Genomic DNA, 17,388 nt, shown 5'->3' with positions numbered 1-17,388 from the left:
GCGCTCACGTTTTAAAATGAAATGGAGCTGATGCTGTGTAGAGTGCTAGATTAAATGATGTCTCAACCCAATGAAAATCAGGATGACGTTTTCTCTAAACCTGTGAAGAAATTTTCTCAAATTGAAAGTGATGAGTTTTTCTCAGAAATTGCAGCGACACCTCCTGAATATCGGCCACATCTATTAAAGATGATTCGCCTATTTCGTGAAAGTGTGACGCTGAATTTACAGGTTTCCCAACGGCATGAACCCGACACCAAGACTACAGCTATTTTAACAGAAAATTTCGCTCCTGCTCCACCTGTTAAAAAAACGCAAGAAACTCGAAAAGATTCATCACAAATGGAGGAAGTCACCCTTTATACGGATGGGGCTTGTTTGGGAAATCCGGGGCCTGGTGGTTATGGTATTGTATTAATTCAGGGAGAGGATCGACAGGAATTATCAGGGGGTTTTCAGTTAACAACCAATAACCGCATGGAGATGATGGCGGCGATTGTTGGACTCCAAGCTTTAGAGACAAAAAGTAGAGTCACGCTGTATAGTGATTCAAAATATGTGATTGATGCGATCGAAAAAGGTTGGGCTAAACGCTGGAAAGCCAATGGCTGGAAACGCAATAGCAAAGAATGGGCGATGAATCCTGATCTTTGGGAACAGTTATTACAACTTTGTTCACAGCATGAGGTAAAATTGGTTTGGGTGAAAGGTCATGCGGGAAATCTAGAAAATGAATGCTGCGATCGCCTCGCAGTTCGAGCCTCTCAACAAAGAAATTTACCGCCAGATTTAGGCTATGAAAATCCTGCGATGCAGCAAATCTCTTTGTTTTAAAGGTGCTAATTTGGCTTCAGACAATATTCCAGAAAGTTTTCAGGATATAAAGTCAGTTCACCGGATAAAAAGCCTGAGAGTGGAACCCAAAGTGCGAGATTTTCGCGTTTTCCTTCTTTAAAAGTGAGTTGTTCGATCTGATAAAATTTCGGATCAGCAAAGTCACATTTATAGAGTTGAATGATTTCATGTCCGGGTTTATCTTTGTAGACAAAGAGACTTTCTAAGCAGCCTAAATACTGAATATTGGTTAGGGCTGCTTGAATTTCTTCTAAAAATTCTCGTTGTAAAGCGTCTCGACTCTGTTCTCCAAACTCTACACCGCCCCCTAAAGCCCGATAAAAGGTTTCTTGCTTGATAGGATCATAGCCTTGGGATAAAAACAAGCGGTTTTGATCTTGAATTAATCCTAAAGCTAATACCCGAATTTTCTTCCCCATAATTCACCCAATCCCTTTGAATTATTTTGCGGTTAATGCTCGATTTAGACGGTTAGTTATAGTCTGCAAACGTTGAATTTTTGTAATCTTCATCAACTGGCCAATCTTCATTTTGTCCCCCAATAATTAATTCTTCAATGGTGACGTATTCTTTACTCAGTTGTTGGAAAGCATTAATCAAAATATCGAGGGAAAAAGAGTCAGTGGTTCCTAAGTCAAACCAACATCTCACCCAAAGTCCTTGATATTCTATTTCCCCCATATTGTGCATGAGTGCCATCATGCTACTCTCGCTGCTATCTGTATCATAGGTCATGTAGTTGAGATCGACTCCACACTCTTGAACTTGCAGATTTTCTGCATTAAATCCTCCCAATTTTCCTAAGAGAAACCAGGAATCAAAAACTTCTTCAATATATTGGCGTTCAGTCATGGAGGGAACGGTACTAAATCTCAGCCAAATCCACAAATCAAAGGGATTACATTCGCGAAATAGAATATCCATAGAATTGCTCGTTGATGGGGTTTACAAGGAGGGCATTTGCTCAGGAACAGGCCCCCACGGGCTATTTATTGATCTGATTGTATCTCGCATTGGATCACAAGCACGACTTTGATTATCAATGCGGTTGAGAGTCTTACATTGTTCGTAAAAGATTTGAGCAACAATGGTTTTCGGGAGTTGTTGGGGTTGGGCTAAAGCGGCTTGAAAGTTGTTTTTGGCTTCTGTTAAGGTTAAGGTATTATTGTTATTTCGTCGAGCAATAGAAGAGAGAAGTTGTGCTTTAATATAGAGAACTTCGGGATTATTCGGCACTTCTTCTATCGCTTTATTAATAAACTCTAAGGCTTTTTCATGTTGATCTAAATCCCGATAAGCTAAAGCCAGACCTCGATAGGCAAGATGACGGGGACTGCCATGTTGTTCGAGTTTTTGGATAGCGGATTGAGGATCAGAAAACGGCAGATTGAGAGCTAAAAATATATCCATATAGCCGCGAATTAAATTCAGTTCTGGGTCAGTTGAATCGACTTGAGCTGCGGCATCCATATGTTTGAAAACATCCTGAAGCAGATTTAGGGCAACGGGCGCACCTTTGAACGTGCCTTCTGTGGATAAAATATAAGCCCCGTCTAGAAAGTAAGCGATCGCAATATAAAGATTACTTCGCACTAAATCGCGACTTTGTAAGGCTTTTGCGGCGGTCATGGTTTGGCTCGAATAGGTTTTTAAACCCTGCCAATCTTGCTGTTGATAAGCTAAAGAAGCCAGCAAGGCATAAATCATCGGTTCGTCTGATTCTTCCGACTTTGCTTGTTCGAGATACCATTGGGCATCTTGATAGTTTCCCCGTTCAAACATTGCCTTAAAAGCGGCTTCTGTATTCTCTCCAATTTGTCGGGCTTTATCTCCCTCACGAAAGGGATCGGCTGCTAAAACTGGACTATTCCAAAAACTGAGGGCGATGAGTGTCGCTGTAGCAGTGATAGCACTGATGCTTTGCCAAGTTGTTGTTAAGGATTTTCGGAAAGATTTTGAAGACATGAGCATCTATTTTTGAGCGATTACAAGAGTTTAAGAATAGATTGTTGACGTTAGGAGAAAAGGACAGGTTCCACAAAACGGGCGAGCAGATGTTATGATTTTGAGTAGCTGTGTATAACGGTTTACGAACTTTGAAAGTTTAGCTTTTTTCCCTGATGCTTTATCTCAAAAATATACTTTATCATCCTCCTGCTAGTTCGGTGCCGATTCTCAAAGATGTATGTTTGGAACTTGCGCCACAACAAATGGGGTTAATTGTCGGTCGTAGTGGTTCCGGTAAAAGTACACTTCTTGAAATTTTAGCGGGTTTAGCTGAAAAAACAAGGGGAGAAATTTGCTGGCGAGATCAGGAGTTAACTGCTGAACACTTACAACAGTTAGCAGGTTTGGTGTTTCAGTTTCCGGAAAGACATTTTTGCGGGGGAACCGTTTTGGAGGAGTTGCGCCTGGGACACCCCGAGTTAGGATTAGAACAGGTTAATAATGCTTTGAACGAGGTGGGTTTGGGTCATTTGTCTCTACAAAATCCGCCCCATTCGTTGAGTGGAGGACAGCAACGACGCTTGGCTTTGGCGGTACAATTGATTCGTCAACCGCATTTGTTGATGTTGGATGAACCGACAGCCGGATTAGATTGGTCAATGCGCCAACAGTTGGTGAGTTTGTTAGGGAAGTTAAAAAACCATTGGACGTTGTTGGTTGTTACGCACGATGCGGCGGATTTAATGGGAGTGGCGGATCGCTGTTGGACGTTGAATCATGGAGATTTACAAGTGATTGATCCGGCTACTTGTTGAATGAATTTAGGCGAATGTTTGTTGAGAGAATTTTTGTAGTTGAAAGGACGATGAACGAGACTGAAAGGCCGATGATTTTAGAGATGACTTCCGTTTGGCAAGAAACGTTAAATTGGCAACCGACGGCAGTCCAGCAACAGCTATTTCAACGTCTTTATGAGGGAATATTGGCGGGAAATGAATCTTTGAATTTAACTCGGATTACTGAATATGATGCTTTTTGGGAAAAACACTTATGGGATTCTCTAGCGGGAATTGCACCGTTTTTTAGGGGAGAATGGGATTTTTCAGCCTCGACTGTTGAGGTGATTGATATTGGAACAGGTGCAGGTTTTCCGGGTTTACCTGTGGCGATTGCGGTTGCCGAAAGTTCGGTCATGTTGTTAGATAGTACCCGCAAAAAAATTACGTTTTTAGAATCATTAATTGAGACTTTAGAGGTCAAAAATGCCAGAGGATTCGTCGGTCGTGCTGAACAGGTTAATCAACAATTAAAGTTCAAAAGAAAGTATCATTTAGCTTTAGTTCGTGCAGTAGCAACGGCTTCAGTTTGTGCAGAATATGCTTTACCTTTTTGTACTCAAGGCGGTCGAGTTGTTTTGTACCGAGGACATTGGACGGTTGAAGAAGAAAAAGCGTTACAATTGGTGGTCAAGAATTTAGGCGGTGAAATTGAATCAATTCGCCAGTTTACAACACCCTTAACTGAGAGTATTAGACATTGTATTGATTTGAAGAAGTTGTCAGAATGAAGCTTGAACCCACACCGAAACTGAACCGGCATTACAGCGAAATTCTCCCCAACCGTATTCATTTGTATAAACTGGTTCTTTGATGTGTTCCGTTACATCATAAAATTGGGTATTGGGTTTACCGACTTTCATCCATTGTTGACCCTGAGAAGCGTTACTGAGAATGACAGCCATCGCTTGTGGATGAGTTTGATCACCGAGTCTTGTCCAACCAATGAAATCGGGATGATTAAAATAATCTTCTTGATCACCATAGGCAAAATGTTGACGAGCGTATAACAATTTATCAATAATCCAACGGTGAGTATTCATCCAAATTTCATAGCCTTTATCGAAATAATGAGCGCCATAATAATCCGCATAAAAAATACAAGGACAACCTTCTTGTCGCAGTAGAATAATGGCATAAGCTAAGGGTTTAAACCAGGGTTCGACAACAGATTGTAATGCTTGTAAAGGTTGAGAAGCATGATTTTCTACAAATGTAACGGCTAGAGCGGGTTGTTGTTGCATCAGTGTTCCATTTAAAATGGTTCGCATATCATAGTAACCTCCGCTTTGGCTAGCCCGATGAAAATTGTAGTGTAAAGGAACATCAAATAATGACATTTTTCCCTGGGTTTTACTAATATATTCATGTAGGGCTTCTACATTGTTTTCCCAGTATTCCCCGACTGTAAATAATTCTCGACCTGTGTATTCACGTAGAAAATTTAACCAATCGACAAAAAAGCTAGAACTAATGTGTTTAATCGCATCTAACCGAAAGCCATCAACGCCAGTTGTTTCTAATATCCATTTTCCCCAATGGTACAGTTCTTGACGCACTTCTTCGTTGGAGGTATCGAGATCACAAGCCATCAAAAAATCATAATTTCCATGACGTGGATCAACCTGGGTTTCAAAGGTTTTATCTTTAAGGCGATAAATCGTTTGATCATTCCAGTTAGACGCATTATGATTAACCGCATCAAAATGCCACCAGCGCCATTTTAAGCTAGAATATTTGTCTTGGCGACCGGGAAATTTAAAATGGCTGTAAATTTGAATGGTTCGGGTGTGACCCATATCAACATTTCGGTTATTCCAAGCCACAGGAACAGCTTCGACAAATTCGGGATCATCGGCTGCATTTTTATGTTTAAAAACCACATCAGCGTAAATTTGAATTCCCGCATGATGAGCGGCTTGAATAGCGGCTAGATATTGTTCACGAGTACCATATCGGGTGCGAATGGCTCCTTTTTGATCAAATTCACCCAAATCAAATAAATCGTATGTACTATAACCGACGTCATTCCAAGCCCGTTCGGGTTCAGTCAGGTTACAACCTTTGTAGGCGGGAGGTAGCCAAAGAGCCGTAATTCCAGCATCGGCGAGTTCTTTTGCTCGGTTTTTGATTTCATTCCACAGGCTTAAACTCGGATCGATATACCAGTGGAAATACTGCATGATAGTACCGTTAATTTTACTCATTTTGATGAGATCCTGGCAGAACGTATGAATGCGAGTCTGTTGATGATACCATTAGAAAGTTGGAAGTGAGTTGTCTGGATTTTTTGAGTGACAAAGGAAAAATTGACCGTTAGTGCGGTATGATTATAATAGCAACAATATTCTGAAGCCCAAAAAGAAAGTGATATCTTAGGTACAATTTCTACTCAAAACGGATCGAGTTTTTGATGGAATACCCGATCCGCACGTTGCGGTTATAGAGAGTGAAAGACTCTGAAAAAGGGATTATTTTTGAGGGGGTACAACGCAGGTTTCTTGACAATCTTCTAAAGTAATAAAGTTATTTTCGTTCCCTTCACAACCGCCAAAGGAAAAGGTGACACACTCGCTACCGTTAAAAGCGTATCGGTTGAAATCTGCTTGGCAGGAGCCACTCTCTATCCGTTGAGCGCAAATTTCTTCGGCTGTACTCACTTCCGGCTTGACGGCTGATGCTTCACCCAAACAGGTTTGTTGACAGTCACCGAGGGTAATAAAGTTATTTTCGTTTCCTTCACAACCGCCAAAGCTAAACTGAACGCATTCGCTCCCATTAAACGCATAGCGGTTAAAACTGGCTCGACAACTCCCGGTTTCAATGGGTTGATTACAAATGGTTTTTTCTTGAGCAAAAACAGTTTGAGGGAATAGCGCCACATTAAAAACGAGGATAGCGATCGCTATAAAAATTTTGGTGATCAGCCAGATCGTTTGTTTTTTCATTATGGATTTTCAAGCAAGGTTCAGCTCAAACATTAGCAGAGAGAGGCTACAGGTTGAAGGATTTTGAGATTTATTTCCTATTGACTTCTGGGATTTTGCAAATTTTGTGAATCGAGAGCAGGATTGCTTTGAGAGGGAAAAAAAGTAGAGAGGAAAAAGCAAATCCTCTCTGTTCTATCTAAGATGTTGCACCAATCACCCAAATCCCTATCGCACGGGAGGCGATATCATATCCTGAAGCGGTCGAGTTATCCAGTTAAAGGCAACCCGAACTTGATGATCGAGTGTGGGAAAACGATAAAGATAAATCAAACGACGAGCCAAATGTGCCATTTGCCCTTCTAACTTAATCCCCAAACCTGTGAGGGTGGCGTCATCGGTTCCCAAAGTCATCATTTCGCCCAAACCCTGATAGCGGAAGGGTAATAAAGGCCGTCCGGTCATAGAGGCCCAAATATTCCAGGCGGCATAATCGGCTTGTTGAAAGGCGGCTTGAGCGGTGGAAGGAACCTGCTGACCGTCAACATCCTTACAATCAGCCAAATCCCCCAAGGCAAAAATCTCAGAATGGTCAACAGCCTGTAATGTCGTTGTCGTCATCACCTGACCTCGTTGATTGTGTTTTAACGGTAGAGACTGCACAATCGGCGAAATTCTCGTTCCGACTGTCCACAACACTAGGTCAACGGGAATTGGATCAACCTGTTGTCGATACTCCAAAGCCATCGTCGAGGCTTCAATCGATTGAACCGTTGTTTCCAAATCAACCCAAACTCCGCGTTGTTGGAGGGCGCGTTGGGCGGCTTCGCGGTTAAAATTGGGAGAACTCCGCAAAATCCTATCATCTCGTTCAATCAATCGTAGGCGTCCCCGTTCTTGGAGTCGGTCAGCCAGCTTACAAGCCAACTCCACGCCACTGTAACCCCCGCCAACAATGGCGATACGAATTTTGTCTTGATCAGAGGCTTCTAGAAGCCGCAGCCGTTCCTCGAGGCGATAGGCGTCTTCAATGCTTCGGAAGGGAATGGCATATTCCGCAGCGCCCGGTACAATATCGAGGGGTGTTTCACCTCCCATCGCCAAAACTAAATAATCAAAAGTCAGAGCCTCACCTTCAGAAAGCTGAACTTCCTTGGCTTCAATGTCGATAGCGGTGACAACTTGCTGACAGAAGCGTATATTTGTATTTTGCAATAGTTGTTCAAAGGGAGGAGCGATTTCCCAGGTTTGGAGTTCTCCGGTTAAGAGTTCGTACAAAAACGGCGAAAATAAAAAGCGATCGCGGCTGTCAACGAGAGTGATTTCCGGTTGTTCGGACTTCCGCCAGGGTAACTCATTTAAGCGTAGAGCGGTATAGAGTCCACCAAAGCCTCCACCCAAAATACAAATGCGGGTCGGTTGTTCAGTCATAATTTGTGGATGAGGAACGGATAAGCAATTGAGCAGTTTCTCTCACTAGGATAACAAGGTGAGTGGGAGTTTTCTGCCTGTCGTTAGGAGTTAAGTGTACGGTTCATGGCGGAGTAAGTCAGTAGAGTGATGCAAGATAGATAGAGAGAAGGTCTTAGCTGTGAACAATTAATCTATGCCGGAAGATAAGTTATTTGGACGTTTACATTACAGTAAATTACTGCTGTTAGAGTTGCAAAGGCGACTGCAAGCATTGGGTCTTGATCCGGGACCTGTTAATGGTCGATGGAATCCTGAAACAGAAGCGGCTTTAGAAGAAGCACAACGGGCTTATGGAGTACATGGAGGTAAAGCCCAAGCTGCTTATTTTGTTGTCATTCCGGGTGCGTCAGAAGAGTTACCTAGAATTGCTGAACAAGTGGTTTTATTGGGGGTACCTGAAACGGGTGTTTATCAACGCTATAGTGCAAGTGATCCTAAAGTTGCGGTCGGGCCTTTTTCTAATCCTGATATTGCCAAGCGCTGGCAACATTATTTACGTGACTTTGGCTTAGGTCAGGCTAGAATTTACTATGGTTGTTAAGTTCTTGTGAGGGGTTTAAAGTATTTTTATTTTCACCAAATTTTCCTCTTTTACGGGGATGATTGTTCTGTTATTTTTCTAGAGATTAGAGTGAAGAACTGATTTTTTACAAAATTTTTACAATGGAATCTCTAAACAAAAAATATACTCGGCTAGGTAATAAACAACAATTATCTCGACTGAATCGCTGGCTAGCTAGATTGTTACGAGATGTTTTTGAAATTTTGATTATTCTGGCTGCTGTCATTTTGGTCATTCTTTCTATTTTATATCTGGAGAATACACTAGAACAGCAAAAAACCTGGGGGAAATTTTTTATTCAATCTATAGAAGAATCTCGAATTTTAGGAACGTTTGAAAGTATTAGTATTGTTACTGCTTTAGTGGTTTATCTCCGACGAGGAAAGAAACAATCTCATTACGAAGCTTGGCAAGTGATTGATTCTGCCCAAGGACTAGAATTCAGCCACGCTCGGATTAAAGCGTTAGAAGAATTAGCCAAAGATGGGATTAGTTTAAAGGGTTTATTATTACCAAAAGCGAATCTAGAACAAATTCATGTCGTTGATGGTGATTTCAAAGAAGTTAACTTGCAAGGGGCTAAACTTCAAGAAGCCAATCTACAAGGAAGTACATTTGAATTGACTCAGCTTCAGGGCGCGAATTTATGGAAAGCGAATCTTCAAGAAACGTCTTTTCTGCTGGCTCAAATGCAAAAAATTAACTTGAGTTCAGCCAATCTCAGCTATGCAGATTTACAAGGGGTTAACCTGTTAGAAGCTAACTTGCAAAAAGCGGAATTACAAGGGGCTTATATTCTCGGAAATTTGCAAGGGGCTGACTTTCAAGAAGCGAATCTCAAAGGTACAATTCTCGAAGGGGCTTATCTTAAAGATGCTAACTTTCAAAATGCAAACCTCAGAGGGGCTAATCTTAAAGATGCTAACTTACAAGGTGCGAACTTTCAAGGTGCAAATTTGCAAGGGGTTAATTTTCAAAATGCCAAAGGTTTACATCCGTCTCAAGTTTTGGAGGCTGAAAATTGGGAATTTGCTCGATATTCTCAAGAGTTTATTTACCAATTAGGGTTAAAGTTAAAGTCATCAAATTAGAGTGAGATCATGCTTAACTTTCTAATAATTTAGACTTTTAAAGTGAGCAAAATGATCGGCTTTTTATTCAACAGGTAAGGCGTAAATTCCTAAATGATTGGCGATGGGACGCTGACGCATGGGGATTCGACTATGAAAGGGTGCATTTAAAACTTTAGTGTTAATTCCCTGGGAAATCACTAACGTTGTGGAACCGCCTCCATCCAAATTTAACGCCGTTTCTACCCCTTCTATTTCTAGGATAATATTCGTTAAAGTGGCTAATGTTGCGCCTTCACTATACAACCCTTGACGACCATCGATTAATATTAACCATAAGGTTTCCCCAGACTGATCAATTGCCACAGCAGTTCGAGGAAATTTTTTATTGAAATCTGAGAATTTTTGGGATTGAACAGGTTTACCTTGATCAATTAAAACGAGATTTCCTGCTATTCCTTGAACGGTATTTTCTGGACAAGTATCGGTTAATATTTCTGCCTTTTTTTCAGGAGAAATACACAGCACTGGCCAGTCTTTATTGACGCTTGAATAGATTTTACCCTGAGAAATTGCTTGTCCTAAGATATTAACCCGATCTCCTGAATAGGGAAAATAATCTATCGGACTATTCACATAAAACGGATGAAAGAAACTGCCATTAATTGCCAGTTGTAAGTCATGTTTTTGTAAAAATTCTGATGTGGTTTGAGCGGCAATATCCCGATCATCTTCTCCGGGTTCTCCAGGTGTCACTAACAGTTCAATTCCCGGTGTTTTTAAGTCAACTTTAACAATATGAATCATTAAAGAATTGGGTTGTGAACGGCGAATGCGTTGGTAAGTAATGCCTTGAAACAGTTGTTGTTGTTTAGCTGTTGGTAAAGGTCGTCTCAGCATCAATGCGAGGTATAATAAAGCAGGAGTGCCTAGAAGAACTAGGCTGGAAATTAGTATGGTTTTGAGTAGAAAACGTTGATTCATATCAGTTGAGAGAGACACAGAAAAGGCTTAACCCAATTTGAGGGTCATACAACTAATTACTCATTCATTTGGCTGTAATAACCGGATTTTTATCGCAGATTTGATTTTGAATCAATTAATGTGCTATAATGATGCTAGAATTAGCGTTAGATCATCATCGGTTCGTTGAGTGACCCGAGGCGATCGCAAAAAAGATTCTAACTGTTCTTGAGCCTCGGTTTGATCTGTCACTGTTGAGATAAACTGAAAAAGCGGCGAAAAGAAAGGCTTATGAGGTGTTCCTTCGGGCATTTTTAATGCTAACATTTGTAAGCCGTCTGAGAACACTGCTAAATGAGCAGGCTCACCTTGCCAAACGTTAATCTGTGCTGTTTCCACCGCATCAAGCCCAATCAAAAATTTCGTTTCATTCAAATATTCACCCTGTTCGGGTTGCGTTATCGCCTCGATTTTTCCCTGTTTATCTTCGACAACAGCCGCCCCATCTCCCACTTGAGCAACGGCTACAAAATCTGATGTTGCGAGGGTTAAAATCAGCGTTGTTGCTAACTCTCGAATTTCGACTTCTTGAACGGCAGCTTCGACTTCGATTGCCATTTTTGCAGCACTCAATGTATCTGTTAACCGTTCTTTCCAGTCGATTTCTTCAAGTTCTGAAGACGGATGAATAATCGTTTGAGCCAAAGTATTCACAGCCGTTTGTACTGCTACTCTTGAGCCAATTTCTGATAATCTTGCTGAACCCGCTCCATCAGCCACCGCCACAATTAAAATATCATCTGATAATCTTTTGTAGCAATAAGCATCTTGACAGGGAAGATCACTTTTTTCGTGGCTTCTTCCCCGTACTGATGCGGATACAATTTGCCAGTTGGAGTCACAGTTAGACATGGGATATCCCGTAAAGAAAAGGCTCAAAAATCAGCGAATAATGATTAGAAATGGGCAGATTTGATTAAACGGCTCCCCATCCCGGTGGCGGTAAAGCAACTTGTTCATCAACTTTAGAATGAGATACCATCTGCATACTCGCAGACAGCCAAATAAACATTTCTCGAAAGTCTAATCCTTTTAATTTTAAAGGAGCGCGTTCGACGATTAAACTCAGGCGTTCCATATTCGCCCCTTCGACTCCAACCGCAAAAAAAGCAACCTGTTTATTGGCTTCTTCTTGCTTAATTCGTTCAGCCGCTTGGTTCGCCATTCGTTCCGACTCGCCCTGCGGTTCACCATCAGTAATGAGAAAAACCCAGGGGCGATAATAGGCAATACCATTATTACGATATTCGGCTTTACGGGCGGCAACTAAATCAAGGGCTTGGTTAATCGCCGTTCCCATAAACGTTTGTCCCTGTGCTGTTAACATCGGGGGTTCAAACTGATCAGCCGTCACAAAATCTTGTATAATTTTAACCTGATTATCAAAGGAGATGATGGCAACTTCGACTCGTTTTTTTGCCAGTTCATCGCGAACTAAATCCTGTCTAAACGTGTTCAAGCCGTCATTGAGAGCATCAATGGGTACACCTTGCATCGAGGCGGAGGTGTCCAACAACAGCACGCAAGGACACCGGGGTTCAGGGTTTTCAGCAAATTCTACAGCTTCCTCAAGTCTCATAATGGGTGGGGATGAGTTTGCAGTTCTCTTAGGATACTCGATTTTTGCCTGTTTCTATTATCGCTGATTTGAAGCGAGAAATTTGGCGATCGCATGATCGATCATACACCAATTGATTAAATTTGACTACGAATGTAACCCAGTCCGTTCTCGAAGCTAAATAAAATTCGACAGTTGTAGGATGCCAAACTATTAATAATATCGGGAGTGCCAAAATCTTTTGAGTTGCGATTCAAAAAACCGTTATTGCTGCCCGTTATATTGCTAAGATGGCTAATAACAGAAGCATAAACGATAGAATCTTGTGGAGTCAGGTCAAGTTCAGTTTGAAAAGAAATTGCTGCTAAAATAATTTCTTCATTTAAAGGAATGATCTCTGCAAGCTGAACCAACTGAGTAATTGTATCCTGTAATCTCTGCTTTTGATCTTCCTGAGTCCGAACCAAAAAACTGGTTAAATCCCGAAATAAATTGACCTGTTCAGAATAGCTTTGAGAACGACCGAGTTGTTCTAACTCAATCTTCAATTCCCCAGACAGTCTTCTTCTATTTTTTTCATAGCGAATCATTTTTTCATAGGGTTCTACCAGACTGTAGGCTGGAATCACTAAATGAATTTTATTGCCTCTACAAAGTTCAATAATTTGCAAACAGCTTTCGTACTGTTCTTGCATGAAAGCTAATTCTAGAACAAAGTTTGTCTCAACATAGACGTTCATCGTTTATAACCTGTCCGCCTCTAATTGCATCAACCAACCCGGACTCAAACAGCCAATCTTGATTTTTAAAATCAACTTCATTTTCTCTTTTTATTCCCAACAATACCTCATTGAACCAGGAACACACAATCATTACAAAGCTTGACTCGCTAATTTTTCCAGGAGAGACACCCGATTTCTCAAAATAGGGTTTCAAAAGGGGTTTAGGATCGATTTGGTAGGTGGGTTCTATCAGATTTTCTGAGGCATTTTCCGAGGTTTTCCACAGGTAAAAAACTTGAGGGTGAGCCAGCAGAAAAAAAGGGGTTTTGGCCATACCAGAAGCATACATATAATGGTAGATTTGAGCCGCCCAATTTAAACTTAAACTGGCTTCCGGGTTAATTTTTACTTCAACAATCAGCTTTAACTGTCCGTCTTGTCCGCAGATCGCGAGATCAAACCAGTTCCAATTTATTTTCCTTCGAGGTTGTATTGATAAAGACTGATTAACGTCAGCATTTGAAATTTGTTCTTTTACCCAAGTTCTAAAGGCTTTCATGGTTTTATTTCGGCCTTCGGTTTTCGCCCGCTTTAAATATTCTGGAATAATTTCTTTGAGGGGGAAATTGGGAAAATGGGGGCTAAATTCCGACTCCACATATTGTCCCGATTGCAACAAATTAATTTGCAGTTTTCCCTTCTCAAACCGCCACAGTTCCCCAACCCCCAACGCCGCATAAATATTGGGATGGGTGCGAGAAGTGACATCTATTTCCAAAGCCAAATCGGGCGGGGGATCAATCGTTAAATCTAATCTATCTTTACCTCTGACTGCGGCTTCATTCTCAATATAAAAACAATCATCCGGTTCTATCCCTTGCTTCATCAACTCATTTTTAAACGTCGTTGAACCGAGCGGATAAAACTCTATATCCATTTCTTCGAGTAAAGCTTTGATAAAGTCACCGATAAAAACTTTGTCAACTTCGTGTTCGGGTAAAGGGGTCATAATTTCTAAAGTTCCGCGATCATAAGCAATTCTAGCAGCCCGATGTTCTCCCAACTCCTCTAAAATTGTTTCAAACTCTAGCCAACTAACATCTGTTAACAAGACTTTATGACCAGGGGGAACATCAATCCGTTTTAATTCTAATAACATTTTCCAGCCTCCGTATTTATCTATTAGTATAGCTCTGTTTGTTTTAGTTTTATTTTAACGCACAGACTTTGACCCGGAAATTAATTTCCGGGCTAATAATAGAAGTCCGTTAAAACGGACTGGAAATGTTAAACTTTTACCAATTAGTTCTCTGAAGAGGACTAGAATTTTTAGACAGGGATTTTAATCCCTGGCATTGAACAGGCATTGAACTCGAAATGCGATCGCTAATTTTTACCCGGCAAAGTTCTACGTCTAATTTCCTGCAATATTCCCGCTAACTACTTTAGAAAACTCTGTGGGAGTCAGAGATTTTAACACACTCAACGTATAGGGATCTTCTCCAATTTCCTGACCATAGGCGGCTTGCAAATAGGGTTTATATTGGAGATCTTCAGTAACATAGGCTCCAAAAAAGGCAACACTCAAAGCGTTCATATAGTTGCGTGTTACTTCAACTCCGGGTGATAATAATCCGCCCATTCCCGGAATTTCACTCATGTTAGATTTATTCACATCAAAAAAGTGACTATCACCCCGTTTGATGACTAAATAACGATCAGAAGTCGTTAACCAAGTAAAAGATTGAATTTGTTCTAAAACGGCAGGTGCAAGCAAATCTGCACTACTCGCTCCCATCATTACCGGAATTGAGATTTTACTCAATCCTAATTCACCTAAAAGACCACTATTAACGGGGTTGAGTACGACCACAGCTTTCACACGCGGATCGCGGAATTGATACTCAGCTTGAGGTAATTCTAAAGCGCGACATTGCAAAAACATTGAGGGATTAACGATTTTATTTTCCGGCGTGCAACTGGCTTGCAATTTTTCAAAATCAATCGTTGCACCTGCTAACGCTAGGGCTGTATATCCCCCAAAAGAATGACCCCAAACACCAACTTTTTCTAAGTTTAATTGATTATTGAGTTGTTTTTTGTTTAACCGTTCCAGGTGATTGAGTAAGTAAGAAATATCTCGGGGGCGATCAATAAATTGATTCACTTCAAAGATGTCTGTTGCTTCACCTGCGAGTAATTTTTGTAAGGTTTCATAATCACTACCGGGATGTTGAGGAACCGCTACAGCAAACCCGTAAGACGCTAAATGTCGGGCTAAGTCTTCAAAGCGAGAACGATCAGAAGCTAAACCATGAGAAATAACAATAACCGGAGTTGACTGTTGGGTTGCGGCCTTTTCTTTTACCGCATTCGGTAGGTAAAAGTCTGCCTCAAATTGACGATTTCGCTGCCAATCAAATAAAGATAAAGTTTGCTTGGAAACTTCAAGAGATCCGCGTTGGCGTAAGTCGGGCATTTGGTTAAAATCAACCGGACTAGAAGCTGTGACTTCGGCTGATGCTAGTTCTTCTAGAGAGGTAATAAGGGTATTCGTTTGTCGAATTAAGGTGACAACTCGTACCATTGTATCTAGGGCTTCTTCAAGATCGATGTGAATTTTTTCGGTGGGGAATTGCCGCAAAATCTCTATCAGATTAAACCCTTCAGGATCGGTAGCCGTTGCTGCAATAATTGCATTATAAATCGCCTCTGAACCATTTTCTCTAGATTCCGTTTGAATTAAACCTCCAAGGTACTCCAAAAAGGAAGCAACCATCGAAGATTTTAAGAGTCGGGAAGCCGCTTCAGTATCAAAAGAGTAACGAGTTCGTAATAATTCTTGAACTTGTCGTCGTTCACTGGGCGTTAACCAATTGAGATAGGTTTCTAAAGGTTGATTATCGGGAAGTAAACCCGTTTCAGCATAATGTTCTAAGGTATCGAGGGAAACCTCCAGATCCATTTTCCCTACAGGAAACACGACGGTTTCCGCAGCGATTGTCGGTAACGCAACCATTACAGCAGGCACAATACTTAAGGCGAGAGACTTTAACCAACCCATAGTTTTAAGCTCTTATTTGAATCTGACAGCTTCTCTCTCTATCCTAATTGATTGAATCAGAGAAAATTCTAATCTATAACGTTTGATTTATCTTTCAATAATAAATATTTAATAATGGTATCTAAAGTCACCAATTTCATCGTATTTCAAGCTGTTTTTTCTTTTGCATAGGTTTAAATAACTATTTCAAATTGCAAGTTTTTACTTTTGATAAAATCGTAACTGAAATGATCGACAATATTTGTATTACTTAATTCTAAATTGTAGAAATCTATTCTATCCTGCTCGAAATACGGCCCAGCGTGCCAAGTTCCAACTTCTAGCTTAATAAAACAGTTGCCTGGGATACGGAATGCTTTTAATTGTTCTAAATCAGGTTCATTGCTGTCTGAAGGGGGTGCAACCGCCATTAACCACTCTTTTCCTTCTAATGACCCTAAACATTGAGTACATTTAATATGACGGGTAATTTTGTTAAATTCGCGACCTCTTTTGTTTAGCCGCATGATGTAAAATCTGGGTATCCCGTTTTTGAGATTCAGTTGAGCATCGGTTTCATCGTAGGTTTTGCCCTCTGTTGAGGCGGAAATCACTTGTCCGTAGGGTTGAAATGCTTCAGGAGTAATCCATTCGGCTGTTAGTTGTTGAACGGTAATTGATTCACGCATTAATTTTTCCTCAGAATTTTATTTTAATTCGCTTGATTTGAACTCGATTGATATTCAAAGCCGTTTTCTTCGGCGTAACGGTTTAAAAAGCGCATGACTCGTTCAAAGATATCTTCTGCTTCCACTTCAAACGTACATTCGACTTTGGAAAGTTCATCATCTCCGACATAGAAAAATTTTACTCCCGTCGGGGTTACTTTGATTTCCCCTTCTTCATCCCGCAACCATAAATTTTTGATTTCTTTGCGATAAGCCCGCAGTTGTTCGACGGCTTGTAAACGTTCAAAGGTTAACACAACAATTTTTTTCTCGGAGTTACGCGGTTTGCGAAGGCTAACTCCACTAATATCTTCGTTCAGTCCTGTTATAAATTGAATTGATGTAGACATATCTACCACCAACATATATTTATACTTTAATTTTATCAAATTTCTGAACCAAGATTCAACTTTAAAATAATAAGTTTTAATAAGTTATGTTTGAAATAAAAACCAGGTTTTTGAGTTGGGTGAGGTTAATTAAAGAAAGCGGGTTAAAGATTCAACTCCAAAACTGTAAGTTTTTATAAGTAATATCTCGCATAGATTGAACGATAAAACCCGTTTGTTATAACAATTCTTTCTAAAGCTGCATCTAATTGATCCCCCCGGCTATATCCTTCGGATAGGCTTCGCCAACGCCAC

General features: G+C 40.7%; 19 protein-coding genes. 5 read left to right on the top strand and 14 right to left on the bottom strand.

Translation table 11 applies throughout. The features are described from left to right. Nucleotides 1-54: 54 nt before the first annotated feature. Complete coding sequence (gene rnhA / locus WN50_RS35525) at nucleotides 55-834, top strand: ribonuclease HI (protein WP_235441134.1); 780 nt, start codon at nucleotides 55-57, stop codon at nucleotides 832-834. Between the two features lie 5 nt (nucleotides 835-839). Here the strand turns inward: rnhA and WN50_RS26040 are convergent, their stop codons facing one another. The 3 genes from WN50_RS26040 to WN50_RS26030 are packed head-to-tail and all read right to left on the bottom strand — an operon-like array spanning nucleotide 840 to nucleotide 2,820. Next, the gene (locus WN50_RS26040; RefSeq protein WP_046281280.1) at nucleotides 840-1,274 is read right to left on the bottom strand and encodes an NUDIX hydrolase; all 435 of its coding nucleotides are present in this window, start codon (nucleotides 1,272-1,274) and stop codon (nucleotides 840-842) included. Nucleotides 1,275-1,326: 52 nt separating this feature from the next. Beyond that, nucleotides 1,327-1,779 (bottom strand): DUF3531 family protein, encoded by a 453-nt coding sequence (locus WN50_RS26035; RefSeq protein ID WP_046281279.1) that lies wholly within the window; start codon nucleotides 1,777-1,779, stop codon nucleotides 1,327-1,329. A 21-nt stretch (nucleotides 1,780-1,800) separates the two neighbouring features. After that, entirely contained in the window at nucleotides 1,801-2,820 is a 1,020-nt protein-coding gene (locus WN50_RS26030) for a Sll0314/Alr1548 family TPR repeat-containing protein (RefSeq protein WP_046281278.1), read from the bottom strand. A 155-nt stretch (nucleotides 2,821-2,975) separates the two neighbouring features. Here WN50_RS26030 and WN50_RS26025 point away from each other — a divergent pair, with 155 nt between their 5' ends. Both WN50_RS26025 and rsmG read left to right on the top strand, forming a co-directional pair. After that, nucleotides 2,976-3,617 (top strand): ABC transporter ATP-binding protein, encoded by a 642-nt coding sequence (locus tag WN50_RS26025; RefSeq protein WP_046281277.1) that lies wholly within the window; start codon nucleotides 2,976-2,978, stop codon nucleotides 3,615-3,617. Nucleotides 3,618-3,667: 50 nt separating this feature from the next. Beyond that, nucleotides 3,668-4,369, top strand: a complete 702-nt coding sequence (gene rsmG, locus WN50_RS26020; RefSeq protein ID WP_046281276.1) for a 16S rRNA (guanine(527)-N(7))-methyltransferase RsmG — start codon at nucleotides 3,668-3,670, stop codon at nucleotides 4,367-4,369. Here the strand turns inward: rsmG and WN50_RS26015 are convergent. The 3 genes from WN50_RS26015 to WN50_RS26005 form a co-directional block, all read right to left on the bottom strand. Next, nucleotides 4,361-5,845: an alpha-amylase gene (locus tag WN50_RS26015; RefSeq protein WP_046281275.1), complete on the bottom strand. Its 1,485-nt coding sequence runs from the start codon at nucleotides 5,843-5,845 to the stop codon at nucleotides 4,361-4,363. The two genes, rsmG and WN50_RS26015, sit on opposite strands and share 9 nt — an antisense overlap. A 264-nt stretch (nucleotides 5,846-6,109) precedes the next feature. After that, nucleotides 6,110-6,586 (bottom strand): BPTI/Kunitz-type proteinase inhibitor domain-containing protein, encoded by a 477-nt coding sequence (locus WN50_RS26010; RefSeq protein WP_046281274.1) that lies wholly within the window; start codon nucleotides 6,584-6,586, stop codon nucleotides 6,110-6,112. Between the two features lie 207 nt (nucleotides 6,587-6,793). Next, nucleotides 6,794-7,996, bottom strand: a complete 1,203-nt coding sequence (locus WN50_RS26005; RefSeq protein ID WP_046281273.1) for an NAD(P)/FAD-dependent oxidoreductase — start codon at nucleotides 7,994-7,996, stop codon at nucleotides 6,794-6,796. Between the two features lie 175 nt (nucleotides 7,997-8,171). Here WN50_RS26005 and WN50_RS26000 point away from each other — a divergent pair, with 175 nt between their 5' ends. Both WN50_RS26000 and WN50_RS25995 read left to right on the top strand, forming a co-directional pair. After that, nucleotides 8,172-8,579 (top strand): peptidoglycan-binding domain-containing protein, encoded by a 408-nt coding sequence (locus WN50_RS26000; RefSeq protein ID WP_046281272.1) that lies wholly within the window; start codon nucleotides 8,172-8,174, stop codon nucleotides 8,577-8,579. Between the two features lie 122 nt (nucleotides 8,580-8,701). After that, on the top strand, nucleotides 8,702-9,691 hold the full coding sequence (locus WN50_RS25995; protein WP_046281271.1) for a pentapeptide repeat-containing protein: 990 nt from the start codon (nucleotides 8,702-8,704) through the stop codon (nucleotides 9,689-9,691). A gap of 63 nt (nucleotides 9,692-9,754) precedes the next feature. Here the strand turns inward: WN50_RS25995 and WN50_RS25990 are convergent, their stop codons facing one another. From WN50_RS25990 to psb28, 8 genes are all read right to left on the bottom strand, one after another. Next, nucleotides 9,755-10,654, bottom strand: coding sequence for a phosphodiester glycosidase family protein (locus tag WN50_RS25990; RefSeq protein WP_046281270.1), 900 nt, complete (start codon nucleotides 10,652-10,654; stop codon nucleotides 9,755-9,757). Between the two features lie 123 nt (nucleotides 10,655-10,777). Beyond that, nucleotides 10,778-11,545 carry a PP2C family serine/threonine-protein phosphatase gene (locus tag WN50_RS25985; protein WP_046281269.1) on the bottom strand — a complete coding sequence of 256 codons (768 nt, stop codon included), beginning with the start codon at nucleotides 11,543-11,545 and terminating at the stop codon, nucleotides 10,778-10,780. 64 nt (nucleotides 11,546-11,609) lie between these two features. Beyond that, nucleotides 11,610-12,272 carry a vWA domain-containing protein gene (locus WN50_RS25980; RefSeq protein WP_046281268.1) on the bottom strand — a complete coding sequence of 221 codons (663 nt, stop codon included), beginning with the start codon at nucleotides 12,270-12,272 and terminating at the stop codon, nucleotides 11,610-11,612. A 116-nt stretch (nucleotides 12,273-12,388) separates the two neighbouring features. Then, nucleotides 12,389-12,991 (bottom strand): PIN domain-containing protein, encoded by a 603-nt coding sequence (locus WN50_RS25975; RefSeq protein WP_046281267.1) that lies wholly within the window; start codon nucleotides 12,989-12,991, stop codon nucleotides 12,389-12,391. Then, on the bottom strand, nucleotides 12,975-14,132 hold the full coding sequence (locus WN50_RS37195) for a Uma2 family endonuclease (protein WP_082172564.1): 1,158 nt from the start codon (nucleotides 14,130-14,132) through the stop codon (nucleotides 12,975-12,977). The genes WN50_RS25975 and WN50_RS37195 overlap by 17 nt, the downstream gene beginning before the upstream one ends. A gap of 255 nt (nucleotides 14,133-14,387) precedes the next feature. Beyond that, nucleotides 14,388-16,037 carry an alpha/beta hydrolase gene (locus WN50_RS25965; RefSeq protein ID WP_046281266.1) on the bottom strand — a complete coding sequence of 550 codons (1,650 nt, stop codon included), beginning with the start codon at nucleotides 16,035-16,037 and terminating at the stop codon, nucleotides 14,388-14,390. Nucleotides 16,038-16,210: 173 nt separating this feature from the next. After that, nucleotides 16,211-16,705: an ureidoglycolate lyase gene (locus WN50_RS25960; protein WP_046281265.1), complete on the bottom strand. Its 495-nt coding sequence runs from the start codon at nucleotides 16,703-16,705 to the stop codon at nucleotides 16,211-16,213. 23 nt (nucleotides 16,706-16,728) lie between these two features. After that, nucleotides 16,729-17,094 (bottom strand): photosystem II reaction center protein Psb28, encoded by a 366-nt coding sequence (gene psb28 / locus WN50_RS25955; RefSeq protein ID WP_046281287.1) that lies wholly within the window; start codon nucleotides 17,092-17,094, stop codon nucleotides 16,729-16,731. Nucleotides 17,095-17,388 lie beyond the last annotated feature (294 nt).

Source organism: Limnoraphis robusta CS-951 (assembly GCF_000972705.2).
This window is presented reverse-complemented; position numbering and strand designations above follow the sequence as displayed.